24 protein-coding genes are annotated in these 22,640 nt (G+C 68.8%); 4 read left to right on the forward strand and 20 right to left on the reverse strand.

Annotated features, from left to right (window positions below; translation table 11 throughout):
* Positions 1 to 23: 23 nt before the first annotated feature.
* The 3 genes from ACIA5G_RS51570 to ACIA5G_RS51580 are packed head-to-tail and all read left to right on the forward strand — an operon-like array spanning position 24 to position 4,511.
* The gene (locus ACIA5G_RS51570) at positions 24 to 2,525 is read left to right on the forward strand and encodes a type IV secretory system conjugative DNA transfer family protein (RefSeq protein ID WP_395937500.1); all 2,502 of its coding nucleotides are present in this window, start codon (positions 24 to 26) and stop codon (positions 2,523 to 2,525) included.
* A 16-nt stretch (positions 2,526 to 2,541) separates the two neighbouring features.
* Positions 2,542 to 3,576: a replication-relaxation family protein gene (locus tag ACIA5G_RS51575; protein WP_395937502.1), complete on the forward strand. Its 1,035-nt coding sequence runs from the start codon at positions 2,542 to 2,544 to the stop codon at positions 3,574 to 3,576.
* Positions 3,573 to 4,511 carry an NlpC/P60 family protein gene (locus ACIA5G_RS51580; protein ID WP_395937504.1) on the forward strand — a complete coding sequence of 313 codons (939 nt, stop codon included), beginning with the start codon at positions 3,573 to 3,575 and terminating at the stop codon, positions 4,509 to 4,511. Before ACIA5G_RS51575 ends, ACIA5G_RS51580 begins: the two co-directional genes overlap by 4 nt.
* 15 nt (positions 4,512 to 4,526) lie before the next feature.
* Here ACIA5G_RS51580 and ACIA5G_RS51585 read toward each other — a convergent pair whose 3' ends face one another.
* The 20 genes from ACIA5G_RS51585 to ACIA5G_RS51680 all read right to left on the reverse strand — a co-directional run bounded on the left by ACIA5G_RS51585 (position 4,527) and on the right by ACIA5G_RS51680 (position 21,744).
* Positions 4,527 to 5,408 (reverse strand): hypothetical protein, encoded by an 882-nt coding sequence (locus tag ACIA5G_RS51585; RefSeq protein WP_395937506.1) that lies wholly within the window; start codon positions 5,406 to 5,408, stop codon positions 4,527 to 4,529.
* Between the two features lie 50 nt (positions 5,409 to 5,458).
* The gene (locus ACIA5G_RS51590) at positions 5,459 to 6,145 is read right to left on the reverse strand and encodes an N-6 DNA methylase (RefSeq protein ID WP_395937508.1); all 687 of its coding nucleotides are present in this window, start codon (positions 6,143 to 6,145) and stop codon (positions 5,459 to 5,461) included.
* Positions 6,146 to 6,494: 349 nt separating this feature from the next.
* On the reverse strand, positions 6,495 to 7,319 hold the full coding sequence (locus ACIA5G_RS51595) for a hypothetical protein (protein ID WP_395937510.1): 825 nt from the start codon (positions 7,317 to 7,319) through the stop codon (positions 6,495 to 6,497).
* Positions 7,240 to 8,211 carry a hypothetical protein gene (locus ACIA5G_RS51600; RefSeq protein ID WP_395937512.1) on the reverse strand — a complete coding sequence of 324 codons (972 nt, stop codon included), beginning with the start codon at positions 8,209 to 8,211 and terminating at the stop codon, positions 7,240 to 7,242. Before ACIA5G_RS51600 ends, ACIA5G_RS51595 begins: the two co-directional genes overlap by 80 nt.
* Positions 8,212 to 8,320: 109 nt before the next feature.
* Positions 8,321 to 8,971: a hypothetical protein gene (locus ACIA5G_RS51605; RefSeq protein WP_395937514.1), complete on the reverse strand. Its 651-nt coding sequence runs from the start codon at positions 8,969 to 8,971 to the stop codon at positions 8,321 to 8,323.
* Between the two features lie 68 nt (positions 8,972 to 9,039).
* On the reverse strand, positions 9,040 to 9,534 hold the full coding sequence (locus ACIA5G_RS51610; RefSeq protein ID WP_395937516.1) for a hypothetical protein: 495 nt from the start codon (positions 9,532 to 9,534) through the stop codon (positions 9,040 to 9,042).
* Between the two features lie 107 nt (positions 9,535 to 9,641).
* Positions 9,642 to 10,433 (reverse strand): hypothetical protein, encoded by a 792-nt coding sequence (locus ACIA5G_RS51615; protein ID WP_395937518.1) that lies wholly within the window; start codon positions 10,431 to 10,433, stop codon positions 9,642 to 9,644.
* 521 nt (positions 10,434 to 10,954) lie between these two features.
* Entirely contained in the window at positions 10,955 to 13,573 is a 2,619-nt protein-coding gene (locus ACIA5G_RS51620; RefSeq protein WP_395937520.1) for a hypothetical protein, read from the reverse strand.
* A gap of 32 nt (positions 13,574 to 13,605) precedes the next feature.
* The gene (locus ACIA5G_RS51625) at positions 13,606 to 13,998 is read right to left on the reverse strand and encodes a hypothetical protein (RefSeq protein WP_395937522.1); all 393 of its coding nucleotides are present in this window, start codon (positions 13,996 to 13,998) and stop codon (positions 13,606 to 13,608) included.
* An 11-nt stretch (positions 13,999 to 14,009) separates the two neighbouring features.
* Complete coding sequence (locus ACIA5G_RS51630) at positions 14,010 to 14,450, reverse strand: hypothetical protein (RefSeq protein ID WP_395937524.1); 441 nt, start codon at positions 14,448 to 14,450, stop codon at positions 14,010 to 14,012.
* Entirely contained in the window at positions 14,447 to 14,896 is a 450-nt protein-coding gene (locus ACIA5G_RS51635) for a TadE/TadG family type IV pilus assembly protein (RefSeq protein WP_395937526.1), read from the reverse strand. The genes ACIA5G_RS51630 and ACIA5G_RS51635 overlap by 4 nt, the downstream gene beginning before the upstream one ends.
* The gene (locus ACIA5G_RS51640; protein ID WP_395937597.1) at positions 14,893 to 15,315 is read right to left on the reverse strand and encodes a TadE/TadG family type IV pilus assembly protein; all 423 of its coding nucleotides are present in this window, start codon (positions 15,313 to 15,315) and stop codon (positions 14,893 to 14,895) included. Before ACIA5G_RS51640 ends, ACIA5G_RS51635 begins: the two co-directional genes overlap by 4 nt.
* A 14-nt stretch (positions 15,316 to 15,329) precedes the next feature.
* On the reverse strand, positions 15,330 to 15,515 hold the full coding sequence (locus ACIA5G_RS51645; protein WP_103355629.1) for a hypothetical protein: 186 nt from the start codon (positions 15,513 to 15,515) through the stop codon (positions 15,330 to 15,332).
* A gap of 37 nt (positions 15,516 to 15,552) precedes the next feature.
* Positions 15,553 to 16,446 (reverse strand): type II secretion system F family protein, encoded by an 894-nt coding sequence (locus ACIA5G_RS51650; protein ID WP_395937528.1) that lies wholly within the window; start codon positions 16,444 to 16,446, stop codon positions 15,553 to 15,555.
* Entirely contained in the window at positions 16,443 to 17,354 is a 912-nt protein-coding gene (locus ACIA5G_RS51655; protein WP_395937529.1) for a type II secretion system F family protein, read from the reverse strand. Before ACIA5G_RS51655 ends, ACIA5G_RS51650 begins: the two co-directional genes overlap by 4 nt.
* Entirely contained in the window at positions 17,351 to 18,766 is a 1,416-nt protein-coding gene (locus ACIA5G_RS51660) for a CpaF family protein (RefSeq protein WP_395937530.1), read from the reverse strand. Before ACIA5G_RS51660 ends, ACIA5G_RS51655 begins: the two co-directional genes overlap by 4 nt.
* A complete protein-coding gene (locus ACIA5G_RS51665) occupies positions 18,763 to 19,605 on the reverse strand; it encodes a chromosome partitioning protein (protein ID WP_395937531.1) in 843 nt (280 codons plus the stop codon). The genes ACIA5G_RS51660 and ACIA5G_RS51665 overlap by 4 nt, the downstream gene beginning before the upstream one ends.
* Positions 19,605 to 20,303, reverse strand: a complete 699-nt coding sequence (locus ACIA5G_RS51670) for a hypothetical protein (RefSeq protein WP_395937533.1) — start codon at positions 20,301 to 20,303, stop codon at positions 19,605 to 19,607. The genes ACIA5G_RS51665 and ACIA5G_RS51670 overlap by 1 nt, the downstream gene beginning before the upstream one ends.
* Before the next feature lie 98 nt (positions 20,304 to 20,401).
* Entirely contained in the window at positions 20,402 to 21,391 is a 990-nt protein-coding gene (locus ACIA5G_RS51675) for a hypothetical protein (protein ID WP_395937535.1), read from the reverse strand.
* Positions 21,385 to 21,744 carry a hypothetical protein gene (locus tag ACIA5G_RS51680; RefSeq protein WP_395937537.1) on the reverse strand — a complete coding sequence of 120 codons (360 nt, stop codon included), beginning with the start codon at positions 21,742 to 21,744 and terminating at the stop codon, positions 21,385 to 21,387. Before ACIA5G_RS51680 ends, ACIA5G_RS51675 begins: the two co-directional genes overlap by 7 nt.
* A 142-nt stretch (positions 21,745 to 21,886) precedes the next feature.
* Here ACIA5G_RS51680 and ACIA5G_RS51685 point away from each other — a divergent pair, with 142 nt between their 5' ends.
* Entirely contained in the window at positions 21,887 to 22,579 is a 693-nt protein-coding gene (locus tag ACIA5G_RS51685) for a prepilin peptidase (RefSeq protein ID WP_395937539.1), read from the forward strand.
* Positions 22,580 to 22,640 lie beyond the last annotated feature (61 nt).

Consider the following 22,640-nt stretch of genomic DNA (forward strand, 5'->3'; position numbering starts at 1 on the left):
CCAACTTACGTTCGGAGGTCTTGATGTCCTTGCCGTTCGCCCTGTCCACCTCTCTCGCCTCACCTGCCGGCGACTACCTGCGCGACCCGCTCGGTGCGTTCCAGACCGTCCTGGCCCACCTTCGCGATTTTCTCTTCTCCTGGGGTCCGATCGCCGGGCCGCTACTGGCGGTCGTGACGGCCGCCGCGGTGATCGCTCGACGGCGCTGGCGCTGCCGCTTCCACGAGAGCCTGGTCACCGACGCCCGGTTGATCACCGTGCTGGCGCCGCCGACCGTCGAACCGTCCGGCGCGATCACCGTGTGGTCCAACCTGATCGGCCTGCTGCGACCAGGTTGGCGGCGGCGCTTCGGCGGGCAAGCTCACCTGGCTTTCGAGTTGACGTTCACCGACGACGGCGTGCAGATCCGCTTATGGGTGCCTGGCGTGGTGCCGCCGGGCATGGTCGAGCGCGCCATCGAGGCCGCTTGGCCCGGCGCGCACACCCGCACGACGCCGGCCAAGCCCCCGATCCCCACCGCCTCCGCAGCGGGCCGGCGAATCGAAGCGGTCGGCGGCGAGCTGCGGCTGGCTCGCTCGGAAGCCCTCCCGATCCGCACCGAGCACCCCGCCGACCCGATCCGGGCCCTGCTCGGCGCCCCCGTCGGGCTCGGCCCCCACGAGCGGGCCTGCGTACAGATCCTCGCCCGTCCCGTCGCCGGGCACCGCGTGACCAAGGCACGGCGCGCGGCGAAACGGGTACACGCGGGCAACTCGGTCAACCTGGCCGGCCGGCTGCTGGACATCGTCACGCCAGGCAAGACCGCGAAGCCGTCATCCAGCGCGCGGACGCCGGGGCTGGATCGGCAGACCAGCCTGGAGTTCGCCGCGCAGGACCGCGCCGTCGTGGAGAAGCTGCGGCAGAACCAGTTCGAGACCCGCATCCGATACGCGGTCGCCACCACAGTCCCCGAGCACGCGACGACCACCGAGGTCCAGGCCGTCCGGGAGGTACTACGGGGACGCGGGCACGCGATCGCCTCTGCGTTCGCCGCCTTCTCCGAGCACAACTACTTCCGCCGGGTCCGGCTCCGTCTGGCCCCGGTCCAGGTGCTGGCCGAGCGCCGGTTCGGCAAGGGCGATCTGCTGTCGATTCCGGAGCTGGCCGCGCTCGCGCACCTGCCGATCGACGAAGCCGCGCCCGGCCTCCAGCGCGCCGGCGCGAAGGCCGTCCCGCCGCCACCAGGCATCGCCACAGCTGGCAACTTGATCAAGCCACTCGGCTTGTCAGACTCGGGGCACTCCCGGCCGGTCGGCCTGCACGTCGCCGACGCACGTCACCACCTGCACATCCTCGGCGCGACCGGCTCCGGCAAGTCGGAGCTGATGGCCCGCCTGATCCTCGACGACGCCGAGGCCGGCCGCGGCGTGGTCGTCGTCGATCCCAAGGGCGACCTGGTGTCGGACCTGCTGATGCGGCTTCCCGACGAGCTCGGCGAGAAGGTCGTGCTCTTCGATGCCGACTCCCGTGCCCGGCCGCCGGTGCTCAACCCCCTGGAGGGAGCAGACAAGGCCCGCGCGGTCGACAACCTCGTCAGCATCTTCTCCCGGATCTACGCCTCCTCATGGGGCCCGCGCACCGACGACATCCTGCGCGCCGGCCTGCTCACCCTGACCGCGATGCCCGGCACGCCGACGCTGGTCGACCTGCCGAAGCTCCTCACGGTCCCGGCGTTCCGGCAACGGGCCTGCGACCAGATCGACGACGACGTACTGCGCGGGTTCTGGTCCTGGTACGACGCCCTGTCCGAAGCAAGCCGGGCGCAGGTCATCGCGCCGTTGATGAACAAGGTCCGCGGCTTCCTGCTGCGCCCGTTCGTCCGCGCCGCAATCGCCGGCGGCAAGTCCACGGTGGACATGGACGAGGTGCTCAACACCGGCGGCATCTGCTTGGTGCGCATCGCCCGCGACGCGCTGGGAATGGAAACGGCACGGCTGGTCGGCTCGATCGTCGTCGCCCGCACCTGGCAAGCCGCCACCCGCCGGGCCCGCGTCCCCCAGCGTCAGCGGCGCGACTGCGGGCTCTACGTCGACGAGTGCCACAACTTCCTGAACCTGGCGTACCCGCTGGAAGACATGCTCGCCGAGGCTCGCGGATATCGCCTGTCGATGACCTTGGCCCACCAGTACCTCGGCCAGCTCCCGAAGGAACTCGAAGAGGGCATCAGCACGAACGCCCGGTCGAAGATCTTCTTCAACGCGTCCCCCGAGGACGCGAAGCGGTTGGCACGCCACACCATGCCGCGGCTGAGCGACCACGACCTGTCCAACCTGGGCGCCTTCCACGTCGCCGCCCGCCTGGTCCTCGGCGGCGAGGAAGCACCGCCGTTCACCGCGGTGACCGAAAAGCTGCCGCCCGCGGTCCCCGGCCGTGCCAGGGCGATTCGTAAAGCAGCCCGCATCAACACCCGGCCACCAGTCGCCGAGGTCGAGCCCATCACGCCCGGAGCCGCAGCGCCCACCGCCGATCCCCGCCGCGCCGCCTAAAACCGGAGGTACTCCGATGATTTCGAACCCCACTCCTCAGCGGGCGTTGCGCGGGCACATGCCCCAGCGCCCCACGCCGCGAGCGGCCATCACCGGTGAGCACCATGCCCAGCTCGCCGGGCGGCTGACCCACCGCGACCGGTGGCTGGCCCGGATGCTCTACGAGCACAAGGTCTTCACGACCCAGCAGATCGTCGAGCTCTGCTACCCGAGCCTGCGCGCGGCCAACCACCGGCTACTTGACCTGTTCAAGTGGCGGGTCGTCGACCGGTTCCAGCCGTTCGTCACGACCGGCACCGCCCCGATGCACTACGTGCTCGACATCGCCGGCGCGGTCGCGCTCGCCTACGAAGACGGGCTCGATCCGAAGTCGATCGGCTACCGGCACGAAGACGCGATCGGGATCGCGCACTCCCTGCGTCTGGCCCACACGGTCGGCGTCAACGGCTTCTTCACCGCCCTGGTCGCGCTGGGCCGACGTCCAGGTGCTCGAAGTTCGATGACCGCGTGGTGGTCCGAGCTCCGGTGCGGACGCCTGTTCGGCGACATGGTGCGTCCCGACGCCTACGGCCGGTGGCGCGAAGACGACCAGCAGCTCGAGTTCTTCCTCGAGTTCGACTTCGGCACCGAAGACCTCGGCAAGCTCAGCCGCAAGCTCCACGGCTACGAGAAGCTCGCCGCCGCGACCGGCATCACCACCCCGGTCCTCATCTGGCTGCCCACCCATCGGCGCGAGACGTCCGCCCGCCGAGCGCTCGCCAACTGCCTGTTCCAGCTCGACCGGCCGGGGCTCGTGCCGCTGGCCACCACCGCCGCGGACGCAGCCGGCGACCCCGCCGCCGCCCGATGGCTGCCGATCGCCAGGTCGGCAACGCGTCACCCCGGGCGGTTGCGGCTCGTCGAGCTCGCCCAGCTCTGGCCACAACCTGATCTGCCCGGCGACGTGCCGGCGTCTAGCTCGGCCCCGGCCCAGCAGGGTCCAGCGACCCTGACCGCTCCGGATCCGTTCCCACCCGCCTCGCCCGCCAGCCGCTTCCGGAGGCGCCCATGAAGTTCGCCTGCACCGCGGTCGTGGTCATCATCATCCTCATCGGCGGCATCGGGCAAGGCGTCGTGAAGGCCGTGTTCGGCAGCAGCAGCACAGAGCCCAGCCAGGAGGCCATCGCCGACATCCCCGCCGACTACCTCGCCCTCTACCGAGCGGCAGCTGCCGCGTGTCCCGGGCTGGATTGGTCGATCCTCGCCGCGATCGGCAAGGTCGAGAGCGACCACGGCCGCAGCAAGCTGGTCGGCATCGCCGAGGGGACCGAGAACTCGTTCGGCGCTCGCGGACCGATGCAGTTCCTCCAGTCCACGTTCGACGGAGTCGTCGCCAGGCATCCACTACCCCCGGGCGGCAAGACCCCGCCGTCACCATGGGACAAGCACGACGCGATCTACGCGGCGGCGTACTACCTGTGCGAGTCCGGCGCGCCCAGCGACATCCGCAAGGCGCTGTTCGCCTACAACCACGCGGATTGGTACGTCGCCGAAGTCCTCGACCAGGCCGAGAGGTACAGCCAGGCCGCAGTTGGCACCGGCCGATGCGACGACATCCAGGCACCGAACCCTGCCACTGCAACGGCGATCAACTTCGCCTGCGGCCAGCTCGGACTGCCGTACCTCTGGGGCGGCAACGGACCGTTGAACGGCGACAGTGGCTTCGACTGCTCGGGCCTGACCAAGGCGGCCTACGCGGCTGCCGGCGTTGCCCTGCCGCGGACGGCCCGGACCCAGTACTCCGCCGGACCGCTGGTGCCGGGCGGCCAGCCGCTACTGCCCGGCGACCTGGTCTTCTACGGCGCGCGCGGCAACGTCCACCACGTCGGCCTGTACATCGGGGCCGGGAAGATGGTGCACGCGCCGACCTTCGGCGAGCCGGTCCAGGTCAGCTCGTATCGCTGGAGCGGGGACGACTACCTCGCGGCTTCGCGCCCCGCCAGATGACCTGCGGACGTTCGATCAATCCTTCGGCGCATCTTTCAACGGCGTCTCGTCGACCAACTTGGCGAATGCCGCAGCATAGAGTGGCTGCGGTTGGCGACCGGACCTGGCCACGAACAAAAGAACTCCGCGGAGTACCATATTCGCCGCAGCAGTGATCGATTGCGTGATCGCCTTCGGGTCTGCACGCAGAGTTGTGCGAAAGTAGCCGGGCTCGTACTCACTACCGACTTCCGTACTGTAGGCGACGTACTGGAACCAGTTCTTGCCGTGCGCCGCCGCGCTCGCGCCGCGCCAGAGTACTTCAAGAACGTCGGGCTGCATATCGATGACGGCCGCGCACTCGTGGACCATCGACGAGTACTTCGGCTCGCCCTTAACGATGGACTCAAAAGGGTACCTATCGCCGAGACGAGTCTGCAGAGCACTCATACGATCCCGCACGGACGGCGCACGGTTATCACCTTGCTTCTCGAACGCCAAGGCCATCTGGCGTAGGTCGTGATACAACAGCCGCAGGTGACGATGCACCCTCTCCGTCGAATCGTCCTCTTTGAGGACCCACACGGCTTGCGCAGCGGACTCCAGCCCGGCACGGGCAAGCGTGAAGTACGGCCGCGGAGGGTTTCGAACGATCATCCCTTCGAAAATCTTCTGAGGAGTGACGATATTCGCCCAGAGGGTCAAGTGATCAAGCGCGGCAACCAAAGATGACCGCGTCCAAGCTGAACATTTCTCCCATCGGTACTCGGCATCGTCTGCGGCAAGCATGCTCCCAGGCACCGGGTCAACCACCTGGTCGAGCACATACCCAGCGAGGCGAGCAGTATGGGCTGCGGCAGCCCAATTCGCCGTGTCCTCGTCAGGGACTCGTTCACCCTCGTCGGGCACGTCACTCATGCGTCAATCGTAGCGCGCGACACGTAAGACGCTTACCTCGAAACGCCTTTTCATCGCTGCGAAAGTGACTTCACCAAAGCAATCAATGCTTGATCGCGCCGCAAGTCCGCGGCGATCCGACGGAGTTCATCGCGCTGAGCCAGCGCGACCTCTCGCCAACCAGGCTCCAGCGTGTCGCCCGCATGGAAGACGATATCGGTTCCGAGATTCCAGATCATGCTGTTCACAGTGGCGCAGCCCACGGCGAGCGAGTCGACGTCGCACCCGATCCAGCGGATCGTGCGCGGGTCTCGGCCCTGCTCGCGCATAACTTCCGCGGCCGCGCGGAACATGCCGCCCGTCCCCATCATCGGGTCGGTGACGTTGCTGCGCTCCTGGATGTCGGACATGCCGGCGAGGAGCTTCGCGACGGACCCGGGCGTGTAGAACTGACCACGAGCCTTGAGCGCCGACTTCGGCCGGAGAACGGTCAGCACGGTGCCGAGCAGGTCGACGTCGAAGCGCCGTTCGGTGCCGGTGAGGTGCGTTTGCCCTGCACGCAGCGCGGCCTGCGCGACGGCCAGTGCGTGGCCGCGCACGTCGCGGTCAGGGCCATCGAAGATCCACGCGATCATCGGATGGAGTAGGTGCGTGATTTCGGTGCGGTGCCGGATGACCGATGACCACGTGTGCCGCGCGAAGTCGTGAAATGTGTCGGCGTCCCAGCTGAGCACCGAGTCGCTGACGTTGTGCCGCACGAATCTTTCTCCGGCAAGGCGGCGAGCGTGGCAACAACTGAAACCGGGATATCAAGCCGACCGGTTCCGTAGGTTCGGTGCCATGCGGACTCGACTGCCGTAGCGATCTTATGCGCAAATTGACCAGCATCGACAGAAGTAGAGATTGCACGACGGGATGAAGACACGGGAGTTCCCTCCAGCCATCAGAGGCACGGCACGGCGTCACACCGCAGGTACGAGCCATGCGCTAAACTGGAGGCTCGCGCACCCTTCTGGGGTGTGCGGTGTTGGAGCCCGGCGGGTGGTTGCCGCGCCTCTCCGGAGGTGTTCACCCGCCGGGCGCTACTAACAAATTCGGAATCGGATTTCAACGGTCCCAGTTGTGCCGCTCAAGATGTGTCACGTCGGTCTTTGCCGCCGCAGCGATAGCGTCGGGCCAGCGAAGCCCTTTTGTTTCGTAATGCTGTACCGCGTCGGCCAAGGCTTCGGCCCGCGGAGTGAGTCGCCAGCCGAGCGACCGGAACAGCGTGACCGCCCGGGTTTCCCGCGTGCAGGTCGCGGTGACGGCGTCCACGCGCAGATCTGCGGCCACGTGACCGAACAGCGTCGCCGGGTATCCGTCGAGGAACAGCGGTTTGTCGGGCGGCGACCACCCGGGCAACGGCGTCATCTCGGGTGGGTGCTGACGCCCGACGTGGCGGGCCACGGCCAGCAAGGCCATGTCGCCGAGCTTCTGGTCGTCCTCGGCGTTGTCGATCTGGTGCGCCAGGCTGGCTGCGGCTCGGATGGCGTCACCCCACGTCCAGGACGCTTCGAACTCCTCCGAGAGCTGCGCCAGGCGAGCTGCCTTCTCGGTGAGCCGGAATCCGAACGCCGGATAGCCGGCCGAGGCTCCGGTGAAGCCGTCGAGGTATTCGGGGGCGGCCCCGAGGCCCTGCAGGACGTGGCCGTGCAAGCCGAGCGGGTCGTGGTCGTCGAAGGCGGATGCGGTTGACGTGCCGGCGGGCGGATGGGTTCGCCGTTGCGCCCCGGCGTGGTTGGTGACGTAGCGAAGGCGGCCGTAGAGCTCGGCGGAGCCCAGGATTGAAGGAGTCATAGCGCGCCCGGCCGATTCACGCGACCGCGGGAACGCTATGCGCAGCAGCCAGATCCTCGAGAGTCGTTGCCACGGGTGAAGCTGCCGCGTGGCCAAGCCGGTTCAGGATCCGATCTGCGACTCGGAGCACGCACTCCGCCGAAGTGCGTGCCGTCTCGCGATCGGCCGCCCAACCGGCGACGTAGGGCACGGAGTACGCCAGCGTGTCCATGCCGCAGACCGCGGCGACGATGCAGGCCACCGACTCGGCCTCGACCTCCAGCACATGCCGTGGCGTGGTGGCCAAGCGGGTTTCGTGGTCGCACAGGATGTGCGCAAGCTCGTGCGTCAGCGTCTTCGCGGCCTGCGCGGGTTCGACGTCGTCGCGCACGGTCACGCGTCGCTCGGAGAAGACGGTTCGGCCGAAGGCGCCGCCGCAGTCTCCACGCTCGATCCTGAAGCCGCATGCGCCGATCTGGGCGGCGACTCCGTCCCACAGGCCGCGTGGCGCGTCACCGCACAGCGCGATCGGTTCCGGCGGGGACGGCTGCGCGGCCCGCGGATCCCCCTGCAGCTGGGAGACGTCGACGACCGGCACGAGCATGAATCCCGACAACGCGGGCGCCTTGTCCGGATCCGTCTCGGCGCCTTCGGTCGGTTTGGTGTTCTCGTCTTCGGTCGTCCTGCGGAAGCACGGCTTCCAGACTTTGATCTTGTGCGTGCCCTTGCGCATGAAGCCGTAGCCTTCGCGCTTCCACTCCGAGAGCGGCCGCACGTCGGTGGCTTCGGGGCACTGCTGCAGGATCATGATCAGGTTGTTGAGGCTGTAGCGGCGCAGCCAGGCGCGGGAGGTGATCAGCTGTTGCCAGCCGTCGGCGGTCATCAGCTTGTCCACGCCCTTCAGCAGCTGCTCGCGGGCAGCTTCGAGGCGCTCGGCGCGTTCTTCGGGCGAAACCGTGCGCCGGGCCTTCGTTGCGGCCCTGGACGGTCGACGGGGTGTGCGCGTCATGACGGATCCCTTCGGACGGGTGTGGTGCGGTGTTGGTGGTTCGGTGGTGTGCCGGGGTTGCCGTCCCGGAACACCACGGCTGTGCGTGGTTCTCGTTGTTCGCGAGCTGTCAGCTTTTGGCGCGTTCCCACTCGAAGTCGGCGCCGATCGCGTACCGGCCGTCCGCCTCTAGGACGACTTGCGTCGGCATGTATCCGTCCTGGATCGCGGCGAGCGGGTCAAGGAGCATGATCGTGTTGCCCTCCCAGTACGCCACCGTGGCGCCCGGGTACTGCCGCCCGCAGGCGTTGAGCCAGGCGACTACGACGACCGCGACGTCGGGGCGGAAGCGCGGGGTCCCGGACCGGCTCCAGCCGGACACGGGGTCCACCTGGGCCGGGAAGCCGGGATCGCTGCCGGTGGCGTTGATCTTGACCAGGACTTCGCCCGCCTCGGGCGCGAGCCGGTAAGCACCGGCGAGCAATGTTTGCTCGGCGGCGACGTCGGCGGCTGGTGTGGTCAGCTCCCATTCCCACGCACCGGCGCCGATCGGGTAGCGGCCATCGGCGCCCGGTTCGATGCGTTCCGCGCGATCGGCCGCGTTTTCGGTGATGGCGACTGCCTCGCCGTCGAATGCGGCGGCGATGGCACCGTGGCAGTCGGTCAGCCAGGCCACCACGGCTTCAGCCGCCGCGCGGCTGAAGCGCGGCCGAGCGAACCCGTTCCAACGCTCGTCCTCGATCACGGCCGGGAAGACGGCGCCGGAGTCGGCCACGGTCACGTAGACCTCGCCCGGCTGGGCGCCGTCGCCTGCTGGTGCGGTGTTCATTCGTGAACCTCCGTAGGCGTTCAGGCGGCGGGAGGAACCGAGTGCAGACGCCGAGTCGGCGCGTAGGTGCCGACGACGTGAGTTCCTTCGTGCAGCACCGTCAAGGCGGCGTGCGGCATCGGTTCTCCGGCGTACGGGGTGTGCATGATCAGCCGTCCGGCGAGATCGCCGTCGGCGTCGTCCGGCACGCGCCGGATGGTAAAGGTGAAGGCGCCGCGCGGGTCACCGACCGAAATGGACACCGTGACCGAGTCCTCGGATTCGTCGGTGTTCACGGCCGCGCTGTTGCACCAGGACAGCGGGATCCGCTCGGGATCGTGCGGGCCCTCGCCGTAGTCCGGGTCGGTGTCGGCCGTCGGCTCGAAGTCGGCACACGCGGTGTCGCCGGACGTCGATTCGTAGCCGTCCGGAGTCTCGGCCAGTTCCTCCTCGCACGCTCGGCACCGATGCGTCGGAGCCGAGTCCGTGTCGAACTGCAGGGTGATCGATTCGGCGACGTCGTCGGACAGCCCCATCGGGGTTCCGTCCACGGAGAGCACAGCGAACATTGGAGCCTCACAAGGAAGTAGAGGTGAGCGCACGGCTTACGAAGACGCGGGACCGCCCGCGCAACGGCGAAAGATCAGAAGATGGAGAAGCCGACGCGACCGGTAGCGCATGCCGGGCACGCGACGGTGCCGGATTCGTCGTCGATCTCGGCGGTGTCGTCGAAGTCCCAGGCGTCGGCGTCGCAGTCGTCGGGCCGGAAGTGCCACGATCCCGACTCCGCCGACCAGCGCATCCCGCACGATCCGCACCCGGCAAGACAGGTTGACGCGCCGAACCCTTCGATTTCAAACAGAGAGCACAGCAAGTCGTCGCTGTCCCCTGAGATGCCGGCAACGCCGACCAGGGCCGCTGTGAAGTCGCCCGTCTCGCCGACCAGGTACCACCCGGCCGGGACGGTGTAGGCGCGTTCGGTGATCTCCCACCGGTCGGCGTACGCGTGCCCGTATCGGATCGCTCGGCTGTTTGCTTCCCGGGAAAAGCGGTAGTCGACGCCGACCAGCGCGAAGGGCCGGACGACGTGCACGGCCGTCACTGTGCGTCCCTCGGACAGGTAGGTCTGGCCCGCGTCTTCCTGCAGCACGTCGCGCGTCTCGACGTACCCGACAGCCTGCAGCTCACCCAGCACACCGGACACGGACCGGTCGGCGACGTCGGGATACTTGGGCGTGTCCGGCCGGAAGTCCGCAACTTCGATACGCGCGTACGGCTCAACGGCGTACACGCACTCCGCGTACGTGGCGAACTTCAGCGCATCGTGGAGCCGTCGGCCCCAAGGGTGGTCGGAGCTGCCCACCAGGGCTTGAATGGTGTCCGCCGCGTCGACGGTTAGGGGAAATTGGGATACGCACGCCTCAAGCATGATCATCACTGAGCCTTCGGTCAGGTGAGCGGTGTTGGTTGGCGAACCGGAGAGTTTGGGGTTGCCGTCCCGTTCTCTCCTACAATCAATTTTAGGGCTGAGCCACAGAAAATCAAGACCCCCAAGGGGTTATTTCCCGACAATTATGCGCTCCTCGCAGACTCGCCGAGCCAGAGCAAGAGGTCAGTGGATGAAAGCAAACACGCAGGCCAGAGCGCCGCCGAAACGTAGACGAGCAGATACAGGAATAAACAAAGACCAAGACAAAATAGAGCGCGAGAGATAAAGACAGAAGACGAGTGAAAGGATTTTTTTCGAATGAATTCGGTTACACGTCAACGAAGCTGTCGGCAGCCCACCCCTACCGACTGTTCACATGCCTGCCGGCATCCGAGTCGGGCGTCACATCGGTAGGCACCATAAGCGTGCCGACCTGGCGCTTCATATGCTGGCGGGGGCTACCGATCTAGCAGGCACAGCGAGAAGACCGTCGGAAGGACCTTGCGGAGGTAGCACCCCCCCGCCGGTCAACTAGCTGCTGCACTGCCGGCGGCATTCTTACGCCGCGCGCTGCCTCGACGCTGGAGGAAATCCGCGAGATTGAGGGTCTCTGCGCTCACCTGCGCGTCGATCTCGGCGAGCGTCGTGGTCAGGAGCGCGACGGTCCGCGGAATAGCCGCGTACTGTCCCAACAGTGCCTGCATACGAATGATATCGCGGTAGACGCCTTCGTTGTACTGGTCGAACTTGCGAGCTCGTTCGAGCAGAGCCAGCGCGGCCTCCGGAGCAATGTCGCCGTCGGCGCGGGTAAGAGCGCCGACCGCGTCCAAGACGTCTCTGCGAACGGATTCGCGGAAGGGTTCGATCCACTGGGCGAGCAGATCCTCGGCGAGGTCACCGCGATACAGCTCGACCGCGTCGCGGAGGCCGGCATTGCCGTGCTCGTCAGGTGGGCGCTGCGCGTGTAGAACGCGCTGCAGCTGCCAGAAGTCGACGTCGAGGATTTCGTCGCTGAGTCGGTATCGGCCGTCCTCGTTGAGGACGAGGTTGCCCGTCTGGCCATCGGTCGCGTCGGCGAGCGCGCGACGCAACGTCGAAAGGGTGTTGTGGAATGAGTTGTACGGCCGCGGCGGGCGGCTGTCGGGCCAGACGGCCTCGTTGAGGACCTCGCGCCGGACTCCCTGGGGATGCAGCGCGAGGAAGACGAGCACTTCACGCTGTTTCGGCGTGAACGCACCGCCCAGCTCGCGATCGCCTGCTTCATCCCGTACGGCGAGTTGGACTCGGCCCAGCACACGCAGGAACAGCCGGGGCTGCTTGGCACCGACCGGCGATTCCTCGCGGGCCGCCGGCTGGTTGTCCTCAGCGTGCTGCTCCTCCTGCTCGAGCGAGCTGCTCACCTCGACCTCCGTCGATCGCTGCTCGGGAACCGGTTCCCGAGCCTGTTCGACGGCGCCCTCTGCAGCTCGGAGCACTTCGAGGAGAGAGGTGGCGTCGGCAGCCGGAACGTTGAACAGGCGCGTACCGGTGAGGTCGTCGTCGATCCCGGGACTGGTCGCGCTGATTGTGCCGTCCTGGCGGATGAGCAGAGTCGCCCCGGGACGCCACTGGCCGAGGAGCACGCCGGCCAGGCCGAGCGTCGAGCCGTTGTCGAGGACGGCTTGCAGGCGACGATCAGCGTGGGATGCCGGGCTGGCGAGCAGTACGAGCGAAGGTACAGCGGGCCGAGCTCCGGCCTCCTCGATCGCGTGGCGAGTACGAGTCAGCAGGGCCGCCTCCATCTCGTCGAGCGCGGCATCGAGCGTCGCGACGACGTGAACGCTGCTCGGCAGGTCCTCAACGGCGATGCCGTCGAAAACCAGACGTAAGTCGTCAACGGGCACGATCACGCCGACACCGTTGCCAGGTTGCTGCTCGGCAAGCAGGTGCAGGAGCAGCGCGCGAGCGGCCGCGGTCGCTCCTGCGCCGGCGAGGCCAAGCCCGCAGGTGCTGGCGAGGTTCAGAGCCAGTTCGCGACGTTCTCGAACGCCGATCTTCACGGGTACCTGGGCCAGCTCGCCGCTAGGTTCAGGCTCCCCCGGTGATGCCAGGTCGACGAGCTCGGCAACTTCAGCAGGACGCAGGTCGCCGTCGTCGTGCGCGGCGCAGAGGGCGCGGACCACGGAGGCGATCGGGCGCTGGAGGTCAGCACGGTCGCCGCTTCCGATCCGATAGCGCCGCCGGCGCCACATCCTGGTCGACACCACGGCCGCGGCGATCGCTCCGGCGAGGCCGAGGCTGACGAACACGCCCGTCACCAGGTCCACGGCAGGCTCGGGACGGTCTTCGCGGTGCTCCCCCGCCGCGGTTGGCTCCGGAGCGGGCGGGGTGGGCGCCGTGGTCGTAGGAGGTGGTGGTTGTCGGGGCGGCACTGACGGATGTTCCTGGTTGGGCGCTGGGACGTACGCGGTGATCTTCCAGCCGGCCCGCACCAGGCTGGGGTTCGTCAGGGCACGTCCGTCGGGCTGCTCCACGCCGCGGTTCAGCTGAAAGAGCTCGGGCCAACGGCTGCCGCCGCCAGGACCGTAGACGCGCTCGGCGACGCGCCACAGGCTGTCGTAGACCCCGTCGTGTGGGAGCCGGACTTCCTCGGTGACCTGGACCGTGCCGGCCGGAGCTGGCGCGGCGGTATCGATCACCACGCTGGTCGCCTGTGGTGCCGGACCTGGAGGCAGCGCTGCGACGACAGCGACCGGCCGGAGGCCGACGGTAGGCGCCACGGTGCCCGCAAGCGGCGCCGAGTACGAGCTCCGGCTGCCGAGCAGGGTAAGCACGATGGTCCCGACGAGGACCGCGGCGACGCCGCGCAGTGGGCCGGGCCGGCGAGTCGGCCACGTTATTCCGCGCACCGCGTCGACGGAGCAGCGGAGGACGTCCAGAACGAAGAAGAACCAGACGATCCAGCAGACCACCGCCAAGGTGTTCAGCAGGAAGCGGACGCTCATCGGGTTGAGCAGGGTCGCCTGGATCTCGGCCCAGGTCGGCAGCTGGTCGGGCAGCGGCCAACCCACGAAGTGCACCAGAGCCCAGGGCAGGCCCGCCACGAGGCCGAGCAGGACGCCGGACGCGAGCAGTACGCGGACACACCGGAGTGCCGCGGCGAACACCCGCGTCCGGCGAGAGAGGGGCGGTTGCGAGGTCACGGCACCGGTACGGGAGCCCGTGTGGACGCATCGGCGGCCGACATTCGCCTCCCGGCGACCGTCGGCGGCGCGCTCGGACTGATCTTCGGGGTAGGCGTGTTCGCGGTCTGCCGCTTGCGCCTGGCCCGGGTCGCTTTGCGGCCGTCGCGCCACTGGGCGAGGTCGGCAGCCGGGACATCGGTGAACCTGGCCAGCTCGTCGACGCCGATGACGTCGCTCGCTCCGACGAGGACGTCCCCGAGCTTCCGGTCGATCTCGGTGAGCTTCTCGGCCAGTTCAGTCCGCTGCTGAACGAGCTCGCCGACGCGCCGCGCGGCCTCGGTCCTCTTCGCGCTGCGGGCTGCGTCAGCTTCCTCGATGCGGCGTTCGATCTCCTCGGTAGTCGCCATTTCGTGTCCTCTCATGGAAGTACGCCGGAGATTCCACGCTGTGGTTCAGCTTGTCCGGCTCCGGTTACGGTGATCGAGGCGATGCTGACGAGCCCAAGCAGCTGGGTGGGCTGGTCGATGGTGACGGTCACGGCGACCTCGTTTCCGCTGACCGACACGCTGCCGGTATGCCCCGCGGCGGCGAGGTAACTCCGGGCCGCGGCGCCAGCCCGCTGCGGGACCAGGCGCAGCGAGCCGTCGGCGCGGTACGCAGCCAAATCGATCTCCTGGGCGCCGGCCCGCGCGGCCTCCTGCGCCTCGCCGATGGCGCGGACCTTGGCGGCCAGCGCCAGCCCACCATCGAGCACGAGACCGGCGACGAGGAGGGCCGCGAGGGCCATGGTGACGACGAAGGCGGTCACCCGGCCGTCTTCATCGTCGCGCAGCCGACGCAGCACTGCGATCAACCTCATGCCGTACCTCCAGAGCTGCCGCGCCAGACGTCGACCGGCGAGGAGAAGGTGGATTCGAACGTCCGGCTGCCGGGCACGCCGAGCGAGGCCAGGTCACCGAGTCCGACGCTGCACGACACGGTGACGGTCACGGTGGAACCAGGTTTGAGTCCCTGGGTGTCGGCGGAAACCGCCAGCGACTGGCAGGTGATCCCGGCAGACAACAAGGCCGCGTTGGCGGTGGCCTGGGCGTCGGCGGTGGCTTGCGACGGACTGCGGGCCAGGGTGGCAGCGCGGGCGGCCTGGTGGGCGACGTCGTTGATTCGCAGCTTGGTATCGGCCAGCCGGCCGCAGAAGACGACGAACAACAACAGCAGGATCAGCAGCGGAGTCAGTAGGGTAAGCTCGGCCGCGGCAGATCCCCGGTCGTCCCGCCGTAGCGCAAGGAGGCTGCGGGCCGCGGTCATGGTGTCACCGCCCCGGCTCCGCTCGGCGGGGTGAATTTCTCCACTGGCCCAACGGATTCTGCGTGGACCGTGAGGGTTGTGAACGGGATAAGACTGGTCACGGTTCCTGTGACCGTCACGGATACTTGGGCAGCTCCACGCTGGACGTTCACCGAGGTCTCCCGTAAGGGTCCGTTGCCCAGTTGCGTGAGGACTCGTTGTCCCTCGGTGTCACCCGTGGCTGAGCTGCCGCTGGAGATTCGTGCCGCGGACAGTGCCTGGGACGCAGCGGCTTGAGCAATGTGGACGGCGTGCATGTACAGCGCGAATTGAGCGATGAGCAGAACCAGCAGCAACAGCAGCGGGGTGGCGATGACGAGCTCGGCCGTGCCGGCGCCGCGCTCATCCGTGCGAAGTCGGCGCAGTACGTTTCGAGGCATCGTGGTCACCCGGCCTAGAGGGTGATGCCGTTGGCCTTCTCGGTCACCTTGGCGACGATGATTGCGACCACGGCAATCGCCAGGAGGACCAAGGCAGCGGTCACCACGACGGCTTCGGTTGAGTAGCCGCCTTCGTCATGCCGGAGCTGTTCCAGCTCGGCACGGACGCGGGCGATCAGAATCTGAACTTCGTTCAACATCAGCTTCTCCTTGAAGGTACGGCGGTCTGAAGTGGACTCATAAGCCGGCCAGCACGCTGGCAAGGGCCGGATATCCGATGAAGACGAGGAAGCCGATGAACAGCATTACCACGGGCAGGCTCATCCGCTCGGTCGCTGCCTGGGCATCGCCTTCAGCATCGGTGAGTTCGCGAGTACGCAGTGCCGCCGCCTTGGCCGCGAGGCTCGCGCGGACGCGGGCGCCTTCGGTACCCGCGAGACTGACCGACGCGGCGAGCTCGGAGAGTTGGTGCACGTCGAGTTCGCCACCGAGCTGACCGAGGGTGGCCCATGGCGTGGTGCGGGTCAGCTTGGCGGTGACGAGCGCGCGACGAAGCTGCTGGAACGCCCAGCCTTTGCCGATCCCGACCGCATCCGACAACGCGCCGTCGACACCGGCGCCGCCTGCCAGCAGGACCCGGATGAGGTTTAGGTAGGCCGACAACGCGTGCCGGAAGGTGGAGCGGCGCCGCTCGGCGTCCTTCCGGACGCGGATGTCCGGGAGCAGGAATCCGCCGAGTCCGAAGAGGAGACCGGCGATCGCGGGAACTTCCCAGGCGAGGCCGACGCCGGCCACGACGAGCAGCACCTGCATCGCGGTCGGCAGCAGCAACCCGGCCAGCGCTAGCGCTGCCTTCTCGGCCAGGTGGTGCTCGATGCCCTTACCGGTGACCGCGAGGTCGTTGCGCAGCTTGCTGTGTGGCAATCCGAGGGCAGCCAGCGGCTTGACGAACGGGCGGCCCACCCGCAGCGCCCAACCGTCGGATTCCGCGGTGAGGATCGGCGGCGGCGCTGGCGCAGCGTGCAGCCGGTCGACCAGGGCCCGCAGCGGCGGCCGCGGCGGGAACACGTAAACGACGAGCGCCCACAAGCCGACGCCGAGCCCGGCTCCCCACAGCAACGCCTCGATCATGATGACGCTCCCTTCCCGGTGAGCAGGTCATCGACGTCGGCGTCATGCTGGCGGATCGCGCTCAGCTCGGTCAGGAACCTCTCGGGGTCACGCTGGCGCACGATCCGGCCGAGCCAAGTGAAGGCGACCGTGAACAGCAGGCCGACGAGCAGCAGCATGACCTGCCCGAACGCGGAGTCGTAGGGAGCGAGGTAACCGCGGTTGAGCAGCACCAGCCCGACCGCGAAGACCAACGTGGTGATCACGACGACCCGCACGCTGGTCCGAGTGCGAGCACGGCCGGCCTCAACCCGCATGCGCATCGACGCCTGTTCACGGGCCTCGGCGGCGAGTTCGCCGAGCAGGTCGGCCAGCTGCCGAGCCTGGTGCTCGGCCGCCAGCACGAGTGCGGAGATCACCAGGTCGGCGGTCGGGTCGCGGAGCTGGTCGGCGAGGCGCCGCAGGGAAGGTGCGAGGCGTTCGCCGCGTTCCAGCCGGATGGCCAGCTCGGTGATCTCCTCGCGGATCGCCTCCGGACAGGCCGGGGCGGTGGCGAGGATGGCCTGCTCAAGTCCGGCCGCGGCGACGAGGGTGTCGCGCAGCATCTCCGTCCACCCGGCGATCGCCTCGATGCGTTCGAGCTGACGCTGGTGGTCGACGTTCGAGCCGAGGATCCGCGGCAGGCCCACCACCGCAACTACGACCAGGATGCCGCCGACCACCCAGCCGGTGACCACGCCGACCGCCAGGCCGGCGAGCACGGCGACGACGAGCAGGCCGACCTGCTTGCGGTCGTGCCGTGCGGCCAGCCAGGTGCTCAGCCGCGACGACGTCGCCACACGCGCGGGCCGCCAGCGCAGACCGGCGACGATGAGCAGTGCCCCGACGGCGACACCGCCTCCGAGCACGCCAAGCAAGACGATGGTCATGGCGTCCACCAACCTTCGCGCCGCTCGAACATGTCCGGGTCGTAGCCCGCTTCGACGAGCAAGTCGACGGTGTCGGTGCGCAGCGGCGCGCCGGGCACCGCGCGCAGATCCGTGCCGGGCCGCCAGACCTCGTTGCTGATGATCTGGGTGCCGTCGGCACCGACGACTTCGCGGATCGAGGAGACGACGCGCTTGCTGGGGTCGTCTCGGGGCTTCTCCAGGTGCACTACGAAGTGCAGCGCGGCGGCGACCAGGAGGTTGGTCGCCTCCATCGGCAACCGCTCCGGACCTTGCACCGCGTAGGCGGCGAGCTTGGTGAACGCGCCCTGGCTGCTGGAGGAGTGCAGGGTGCCCATGCTGCCGTCGTTGCCCATGGACATCGCGTTGGTCAGCGGGATGACCTCGGGGCCGCGGACTTCCCCGACGATGACCCGGTCAGGGCTCATCCGCAGGGACTGCCACACCAGGTCCGACAGCGAGATCTCGCCCTGACCCTCGATGTTCGCCTCGCGGGCCTGCAGCGCCACCACATCCGGGTGGACCTCGGCGTCCTCACCGAGGCCGAGCTCGAAGACGTCCTCGATCGTCACCAGGCGCTCCCACGGCGGAATCGCCGACGCCAAGCCGCGCAGCATGGTCGTCTTGCCGATCGCCGTGCCGCCGGTGACGAGGATGTTGCGCTTCGCCTTCACGAGGGCTTTCAGGAAGCTCTCCAGGGCGAGGTCGATCGTCCCGTTCTTGCGCAGATCGGCCAGGCTGACCTTGGCGAACCGGTGCCGGCGGATCGACACCGACGGCCGCGCGGTCACCGCCATGACCGCCGAGACGCGCTCGCCGCCGGGCAGCTGGAAGTTCACGATCGGGCTGCCGCGGTCGAACCTTCGCTCCTCCACGCCGGAGCGGGTCGCCAGGTCCCGGATGAGCTCGATCAGCTCGGTGTCGGAACCGACCACCGGAGGCAAACGCTTGCGACCGCCGTCGGCGCGCTTGACGAAGACGCGGTCGCCGTTGATGTTGATGTTCTCGATGTCGGTGTCGGCGAGCAGCGGCTCCAGGCCGGCCAGGCCGAAGACCTCGTCGAGGACCTGGCGGATCACGCGCTGCTCGACCTCGGGCGCCACGAGCATCCCGCCGGCCGCGGAGTTGCGTAGCTCGGCCTGTGCGTGCGCTTCGGCCGCGTCGGTCAGGATGGCCTCGGCCAGGCGACGGCGTGCCGGTGCGTCCATCGGCGGCCGACCGGCGGACTCGTCGGCCCGGACGCGGTCGCTGAGCTGGCTGGACAGCTCGTCGCGCAGGTGCTGCCGCAGCCGTTCCACCGCCGCGGTCTCACCGGCGGGCCGGTGCGGAAGGTCTGTCGGCCCAGGCACGTGCGGGCGGCCGTTAACCGGCACGGCCAGGTCGGGGCGCGTCATGGCGTCGCACCGTTCCGGATGTGCGGGCCGACCCGCTGCGGGGGTACGCCTGGAACCGACTCGCCGACAACCGCCAGCCGCAGGTGCGGTGGCCGGCTTCCGTCGGTGGTGGTCGGCTGGTGCCCGTGCGCGTGGAGGTTGAGCGCGATCATTGCTGCGGCCCGGCCGAGCGCGGATTTGTCCGCCCCACGCCGGCTCGTGCCCTGGCCGCTGAGCATCGCCGCGCCCTTGGCGTCGGCGGGCACCCGGCCCATCACCGGGATCTGCAGCGTCTGCGAGACCTCCGCGGTCGGGTAGCCGTCGCCCACCAGGACGAGGCACGGTCGGCGTGACCACTGCTGGGCGGCCTGCCGCTTGAGCGCGACGTGGGCGAGCTCGTCGTCGTGCGGGCGGGAGAGCAGCAGCATCGCGTCCGCACCACGGACGATCGGCAGCGCGGGAGAACCGGGATCGACCCGGCCGCAGTCGGCGATGACCGCGATGTCCGGCTGGTCGGCCGCGCGACGCAGCGGCGACGAGACTCCGGAGGCCAGCACCGCGAGCGCTGCACGAGCTTGTTCAGCACCGACCGGTCCAGGCACGACCCGCAGGCCGCCCGGCAGAGGCTGGGAGTGCTGGACGAGCAGGTTCGGTTCGGCACCTCCACGGCCTCGGGCCGCTGCGGCCAAGCTGACCAGGCCCGGAGTGTCGGGCAGCCGGAAGCGGGCCATCAGGTCGCCGCCGGCCGGGTCGGCTTCGACGACGATCGGACTCCGCTGGGTCGACCAACAGGCCCCGAGTGCGGTCGCCAGGGTGGTCGCACCGGGCGAGCCTTTGAGGGAGCAGACGGCGATCAGCATCAGCGTCCTCCCCCGGCAATCGCCACGAGGCTGAGCTGGCCCGCCGGGGCCGAAGCCAACGCGCGAGCGTCCGATTCGGCCAGCTGCAAGGAGACCACGGTGACCTGCTCGGTCTCCCGGGCAGCGACGGCGGACACCACCGCGGTCCATGACGACGTCTGGCCGACCGGCGTTCCGACAGCTGGGCTTTGCCCCGGCGTCGCGAGGACCGCCACCGTAGTTCCGGGCGCCAGGTCGGGCGGAAACTGTCCCGGCTTCAACCCCACCGCCGCTACACCCTTGCCGGGCGCAGGAATCTGAAGAACGCCGAGGACCGAGCGCGTCACCAACGAGCCGACGGGCAGGCTGAATGCCACCGGCCGACCGACCACAGTGGACGCTGCCGACGCGGGCAGCACGTCCATTCCGGAGTCCACCGCCATGCTGACCTGCTTGAGATCCTGAACCTCGAGAAGCTGGCCCACGGCAACGGCACGGGCAAGCGCGACGACGCTTTCCCGGTCGCCGAGCTGCATCCCGGCGAACACGCCTCCGGCCGAGCAAACGGCGACTAGCAGGACGCCGAGCAGCAGGTGGGGCACGCTGCGGCGCCGGCCCCCGCCACTCAGGCGTGCGGGCATCTTGCCATCACGGCTCGCCCACGAGTTCAGCGACGCGGGTTTCACGTCCGGGCTGGTTGAACTTGCGGTAGTGGTCACCACCGACCTCCTCAAGGCGTGACGCCATCGCGACGCGTCGACTCGGGTGTTCGACGTGCCTTTTCTCAACGGGGGGGTTGTGTTGTGCGTGCCGGACCTCAGCCGGTCGCGATTCCCTGGCTCTCCGCCACACGGAACGCCGACGCGGCCGAGGTCGTCATGTTCGGGAACGTGCCACCCGTGCCTGCGCCCGACCACGTCACGGTCCAGTTCACCGTGGCGGTCACCGGGAACGCGTCCGAGCGCTGGCCGGCCGAGGACGTCTTGTACGTGTAGCCGCAGTCCGGCGACGCGCTCTTCGGGTCGCCGCCTCCGGGAAACGGCGAGCCGGGACCGGTGCAGGTCACCGAGCCACCTTCGCCCATCGACCAGGTCACCGAGGTCGGCTTGGCGACCGCGGTCACCGAGACGCCCGGGACCGACGCGGTAGCCGAGACGTCACCCCAGCTGCTCCGGTCCAGCCACAACCAAGTCGGCAAGGTGACCAGCTGGTCGCCGGCGGGATTCGCTTTAATCTTCGGCGCGGGCAGACGTAGCTGGTTCCGCGCCTGCGCGGCGAGCTCAGCGGGCGACGGCAGCGGCGCCGGACCCGGTTCACCGTCCGCGATCCAGACGGGTGGCCGGTACAGCGCGTCCCGGAAGCCGGCCCCGGTGCACTTGTAGACGTACCAGGCACCGGGCGGCGGCTGAGCGCCCGCCAGTCGACGATAGACAGCAGGCACCACCGTGGCCGGTCCAGTCCTCGGTGGGATATGGAACGCTGCCGGCTGAGCGCTTCCAGGTGGCGGTCCCTGGTATCCGCTGCGCTCGTAGCCGCACTGGGCGAGGTTGCCGCCACCGATGATCGTGTCGCCGCCGGGATCCGAAGGTCCGCCGCCGGAGTTGTGGTGCCCTGGGCCTCCGGGCTTGTTCGGCTGGTTGCCGTGGTCACCACCCTGCTGTCCGCCCTTGCCCGCTCCGAGTTCGCAGCCGGGATTCGGGTACTGGCTGCAGTCGGTGTAGCCGTAGCCGTCGGCGAGCGCGGGCGCGGCGCCGATCACCACGATGGCTGCCGCCAGCACGGCCGCGGGCGCCGCACGGTTCAGCATGTCCCCACCCCCTCGACCGCGAACCTGGTGACCTTCCACGAGCCGTCCGCCTGCTTCTTGACCTCCGCGGTGATCGCGCGATGCCCGCCCGGCGAGTCGGTGAAAGGTGAACCGTCCTTCTTGTACTTCAACCAGTTCGTGCTGTCCCCGCAGTCGGAGATCATGATCGTCGTGGGCTTGCTCGGCGGCTTCTCCTCGGTGACCTTCGGGCTCGTCACCGGCGCTCCCTTCGACACCACGCCGTTGAGGTGGTCGGTGTAGAGGCTGCGGTTGATCACGCCGAGCGCGTCACCGGTCGCGTACTTCGCCACTTCGGGTGATTGCCAGTCCGCCGTCTCGCCGGCCTTTGCCATCGCTCGCCACATGCCGACGTAGGCATCGGCCGCCAGCTGGGGCGCAGGAGCCGGCTGCGGAACCGAGGTCGAGCTGGTCGCCGGCGGGTTCGACGCAGAGGCTGACGGTGCGGAAGAACCGTCGCCGGAGCACGCGCTGAGCGTGAGCGCGGCGAAGCTCAGCAAGATCGCGTGGGTTGACACCTTCGTCCATGATGGACGAACCGCACCTGACGGAGTCGACATCATTCCGCTACCCCTGTTCATCCTGACCGGCATCACGGCCGCCGTCGCGGTCGTGATGGGTGGTGCGCTCGTGGTCCGTTCTCCCCGCCGGCAGGTAGCGGCGCAGCTGGTGATCGCGGCCGCACTCGTCGGCGCGCTCGCGTGGCGCGTTCACGACGTGGCGCCGTTCGCGATTTCCGCGAGCGTGGCGGCGTTCGGCGTGCCACTCGCCTTCGCCGACGCGCGACACCGTCGCCTGCCGAACCTGCTTGTTCTCGGACTCGCGGGTTCGGTCGGCGCCGCGGTCGTCACGACCGCCGTCTTCAACCGCGAGGCCGGTTCGCTGGCTCGCGCCGTCGCCGGCGCGGCCGTGACCGCCGCGTTCTTCCTCGCCGTTTACTTCATGGCGCCCGACCAGCTCGGTGGCGGGGACGTGAAGCTGGCCGTTCCGCTCGGGGCGGCGCTTGCGTGGTTCGGCTGGCAAACGCTCGTTCTCGGCAGTCTGCTGCCCTGGCTGGCCGCCGCGATTACGGCGGCGATCGTGCGTCTCGGTCGGCGTCGGACCGCGATCCCGATGGGACCGTTCCTGATTGCCGGCACGCTGGCCGCCATGATCCTCGCGAACGGGTAGCCGATTGATCGGCTCAATCGAGCAAGACGTCATCGCAGCTTCCCTCCCCCTGTAGGTCGCG

Source organism: Amycolatopsis sp. NPDC051758, assembly GCF_044453095.1.
Lineage (GTDB): Bacteria > Actinomycetota > Actinomycetes > Mycobacteriales > Pseudonocardiaceae > Amycolatopsis.

What these genes read in the sequence shown, in the direction of transcription:
- ACIA5G_RS51570 (WP_395937500.1), top strand. Translation starts at nt 24, where the DNA reads ATGTCCTTGCCGTTCGCCCTGTCCACCTCTCTCGCCTCACCTGCCGGC.
- ACIA5G_RS51575 (WP_395937502.1), top strand. Translation starts at nt 2,542, where the DNA reads ATGATTTCGAACCCCACTCCTCAGCGGGCGTTGCGCGGGCACATGCCC.
- ACIA5G_RS51580 (WP_395937504.1), top strand. Translation starts at nt 3,573, where the DNA reads ATGAAGTTCGCCTGCACCGCGGTCGTGGTCATCATCATCCTCATCGGC.
- ACIA5G_RS51585 (WP_395937506.1), bottom strand. Translation starts at nt 5,408, where the DNA reads ATGAGTGACGTGCCCGACGAGGGTGAACGAGTCCCTGACGAGGACACG.
- ACIA5G_RS51600 (WP_395937512.1), bottom strand. Translation starts at nt 8,211, where the DNA reads ATGACGCGCACACCCCGTCGACCGTCCAGGGCCGCAACGAAGGCCCGG.
- ACIA5G_RS51610 (WP_395937516.1), bottom strand. Translation starts at nt 9,534, where the DNA reads ATGGGGCTGTCCGACGACGTCGCCGAATCGATCACCCTGCAGTTCGAC.
- ACIA5G_RS51615 (WP_395937518.1), bottom strand. Translation starts at nt 10,433, where the DNA reads ATGATCATGCTTGAGGCGTGCGTATCCCAATTTCCCCTAACCGTCGAC.
- ACIA5G_RS51625 (WP_395937522.1), bottom strand. Translation starts at nt 13,998, where the DNA reads ATGGCGACTACCGAGGAGATCGAACGCCGCATCGAGGAAGCTGACGCA.
- ACIA5G_RS51630 (WP_395937524.1), bottom strand. Translation starts at nt 14,450, where the DNA reads ATGAGGTTGATCGCAGTGCTGCGTCGGCTGCGCGACGATGAAGACGGC.
- ACIA5G_RS51635 (WP_395937526.1), bottom strand. Translation starts at nt 14,896, where the DNA reads ATGACCGCGGCCCGCAGCCTCCTTGCGCTACGGCGGGACGACCGGGGA.
- ACIA5G_RS51640 (WP_395937597.1), bottom strand. Translation starts at nt 15,315, where the DNA reads ATGCCTCGAAACGTACTGCGCCGACTTCGCACGGATGAGCGCGGCGCC.
- ACIA5G_RS51645 (WP_103355629.1), bottom strand. Translation starts at nt 15,515, where the DNA reads ATGTTGAACGAAGTTCAGATTCTGATCGCCCGCGTCCGTGCCGAGCTG.
- ACIA5G_RS51650 (WP_395937528.1), bottom strand. Translation starts at nt 16,446, where the DNA reads ATGATCGAGGCGTTGCTGTGGGGAGCCGGGCTCGGCGTCGGCTTGTGG.
- ACIA5G_RS51655 (WP_395937529.1), bottom strand. Translation starts at nt 17,354, where the DNA reads ATGACCATCGTCTTGCTTGGCGTGCTCGGAGGCGGTGTCGCCGTCGGG.
- ACIA5G_RS51660 (WP_395937530.1), bottom strand. Translation starts at nt 18,766, where the DNA reads ATGACGCGCCCCGACCTGGCCGTGCCGGTTAACGGCCGCCCGCACGTG.
- ACIA5G_RS51665 (WP_395937531.1), bottom strand. Translation starts at nt 19,605, where the DNA reads ATGCTGATCGCCGTCTGCTCCCTCAAAGGCTCGCCCGGTGCGACCACC.
- ACIA5G_RS51675 (WP_395937535.1), bottom strand. Translation starts at nt 21,391, where the DNA reads ATGCTGAACCGTGCGGCGCCCGCGGCCGTGCTGGCGGCAGCCATCGTG.
- ACIA5G_RS51680 (WP_395937537.1), bottom strand. Translation starts at nt 21,744, where the DNA reads ATGGCAAAGGCCGGCGAGACGGCGGACTGGCAATCACCCGAAGTGGCG.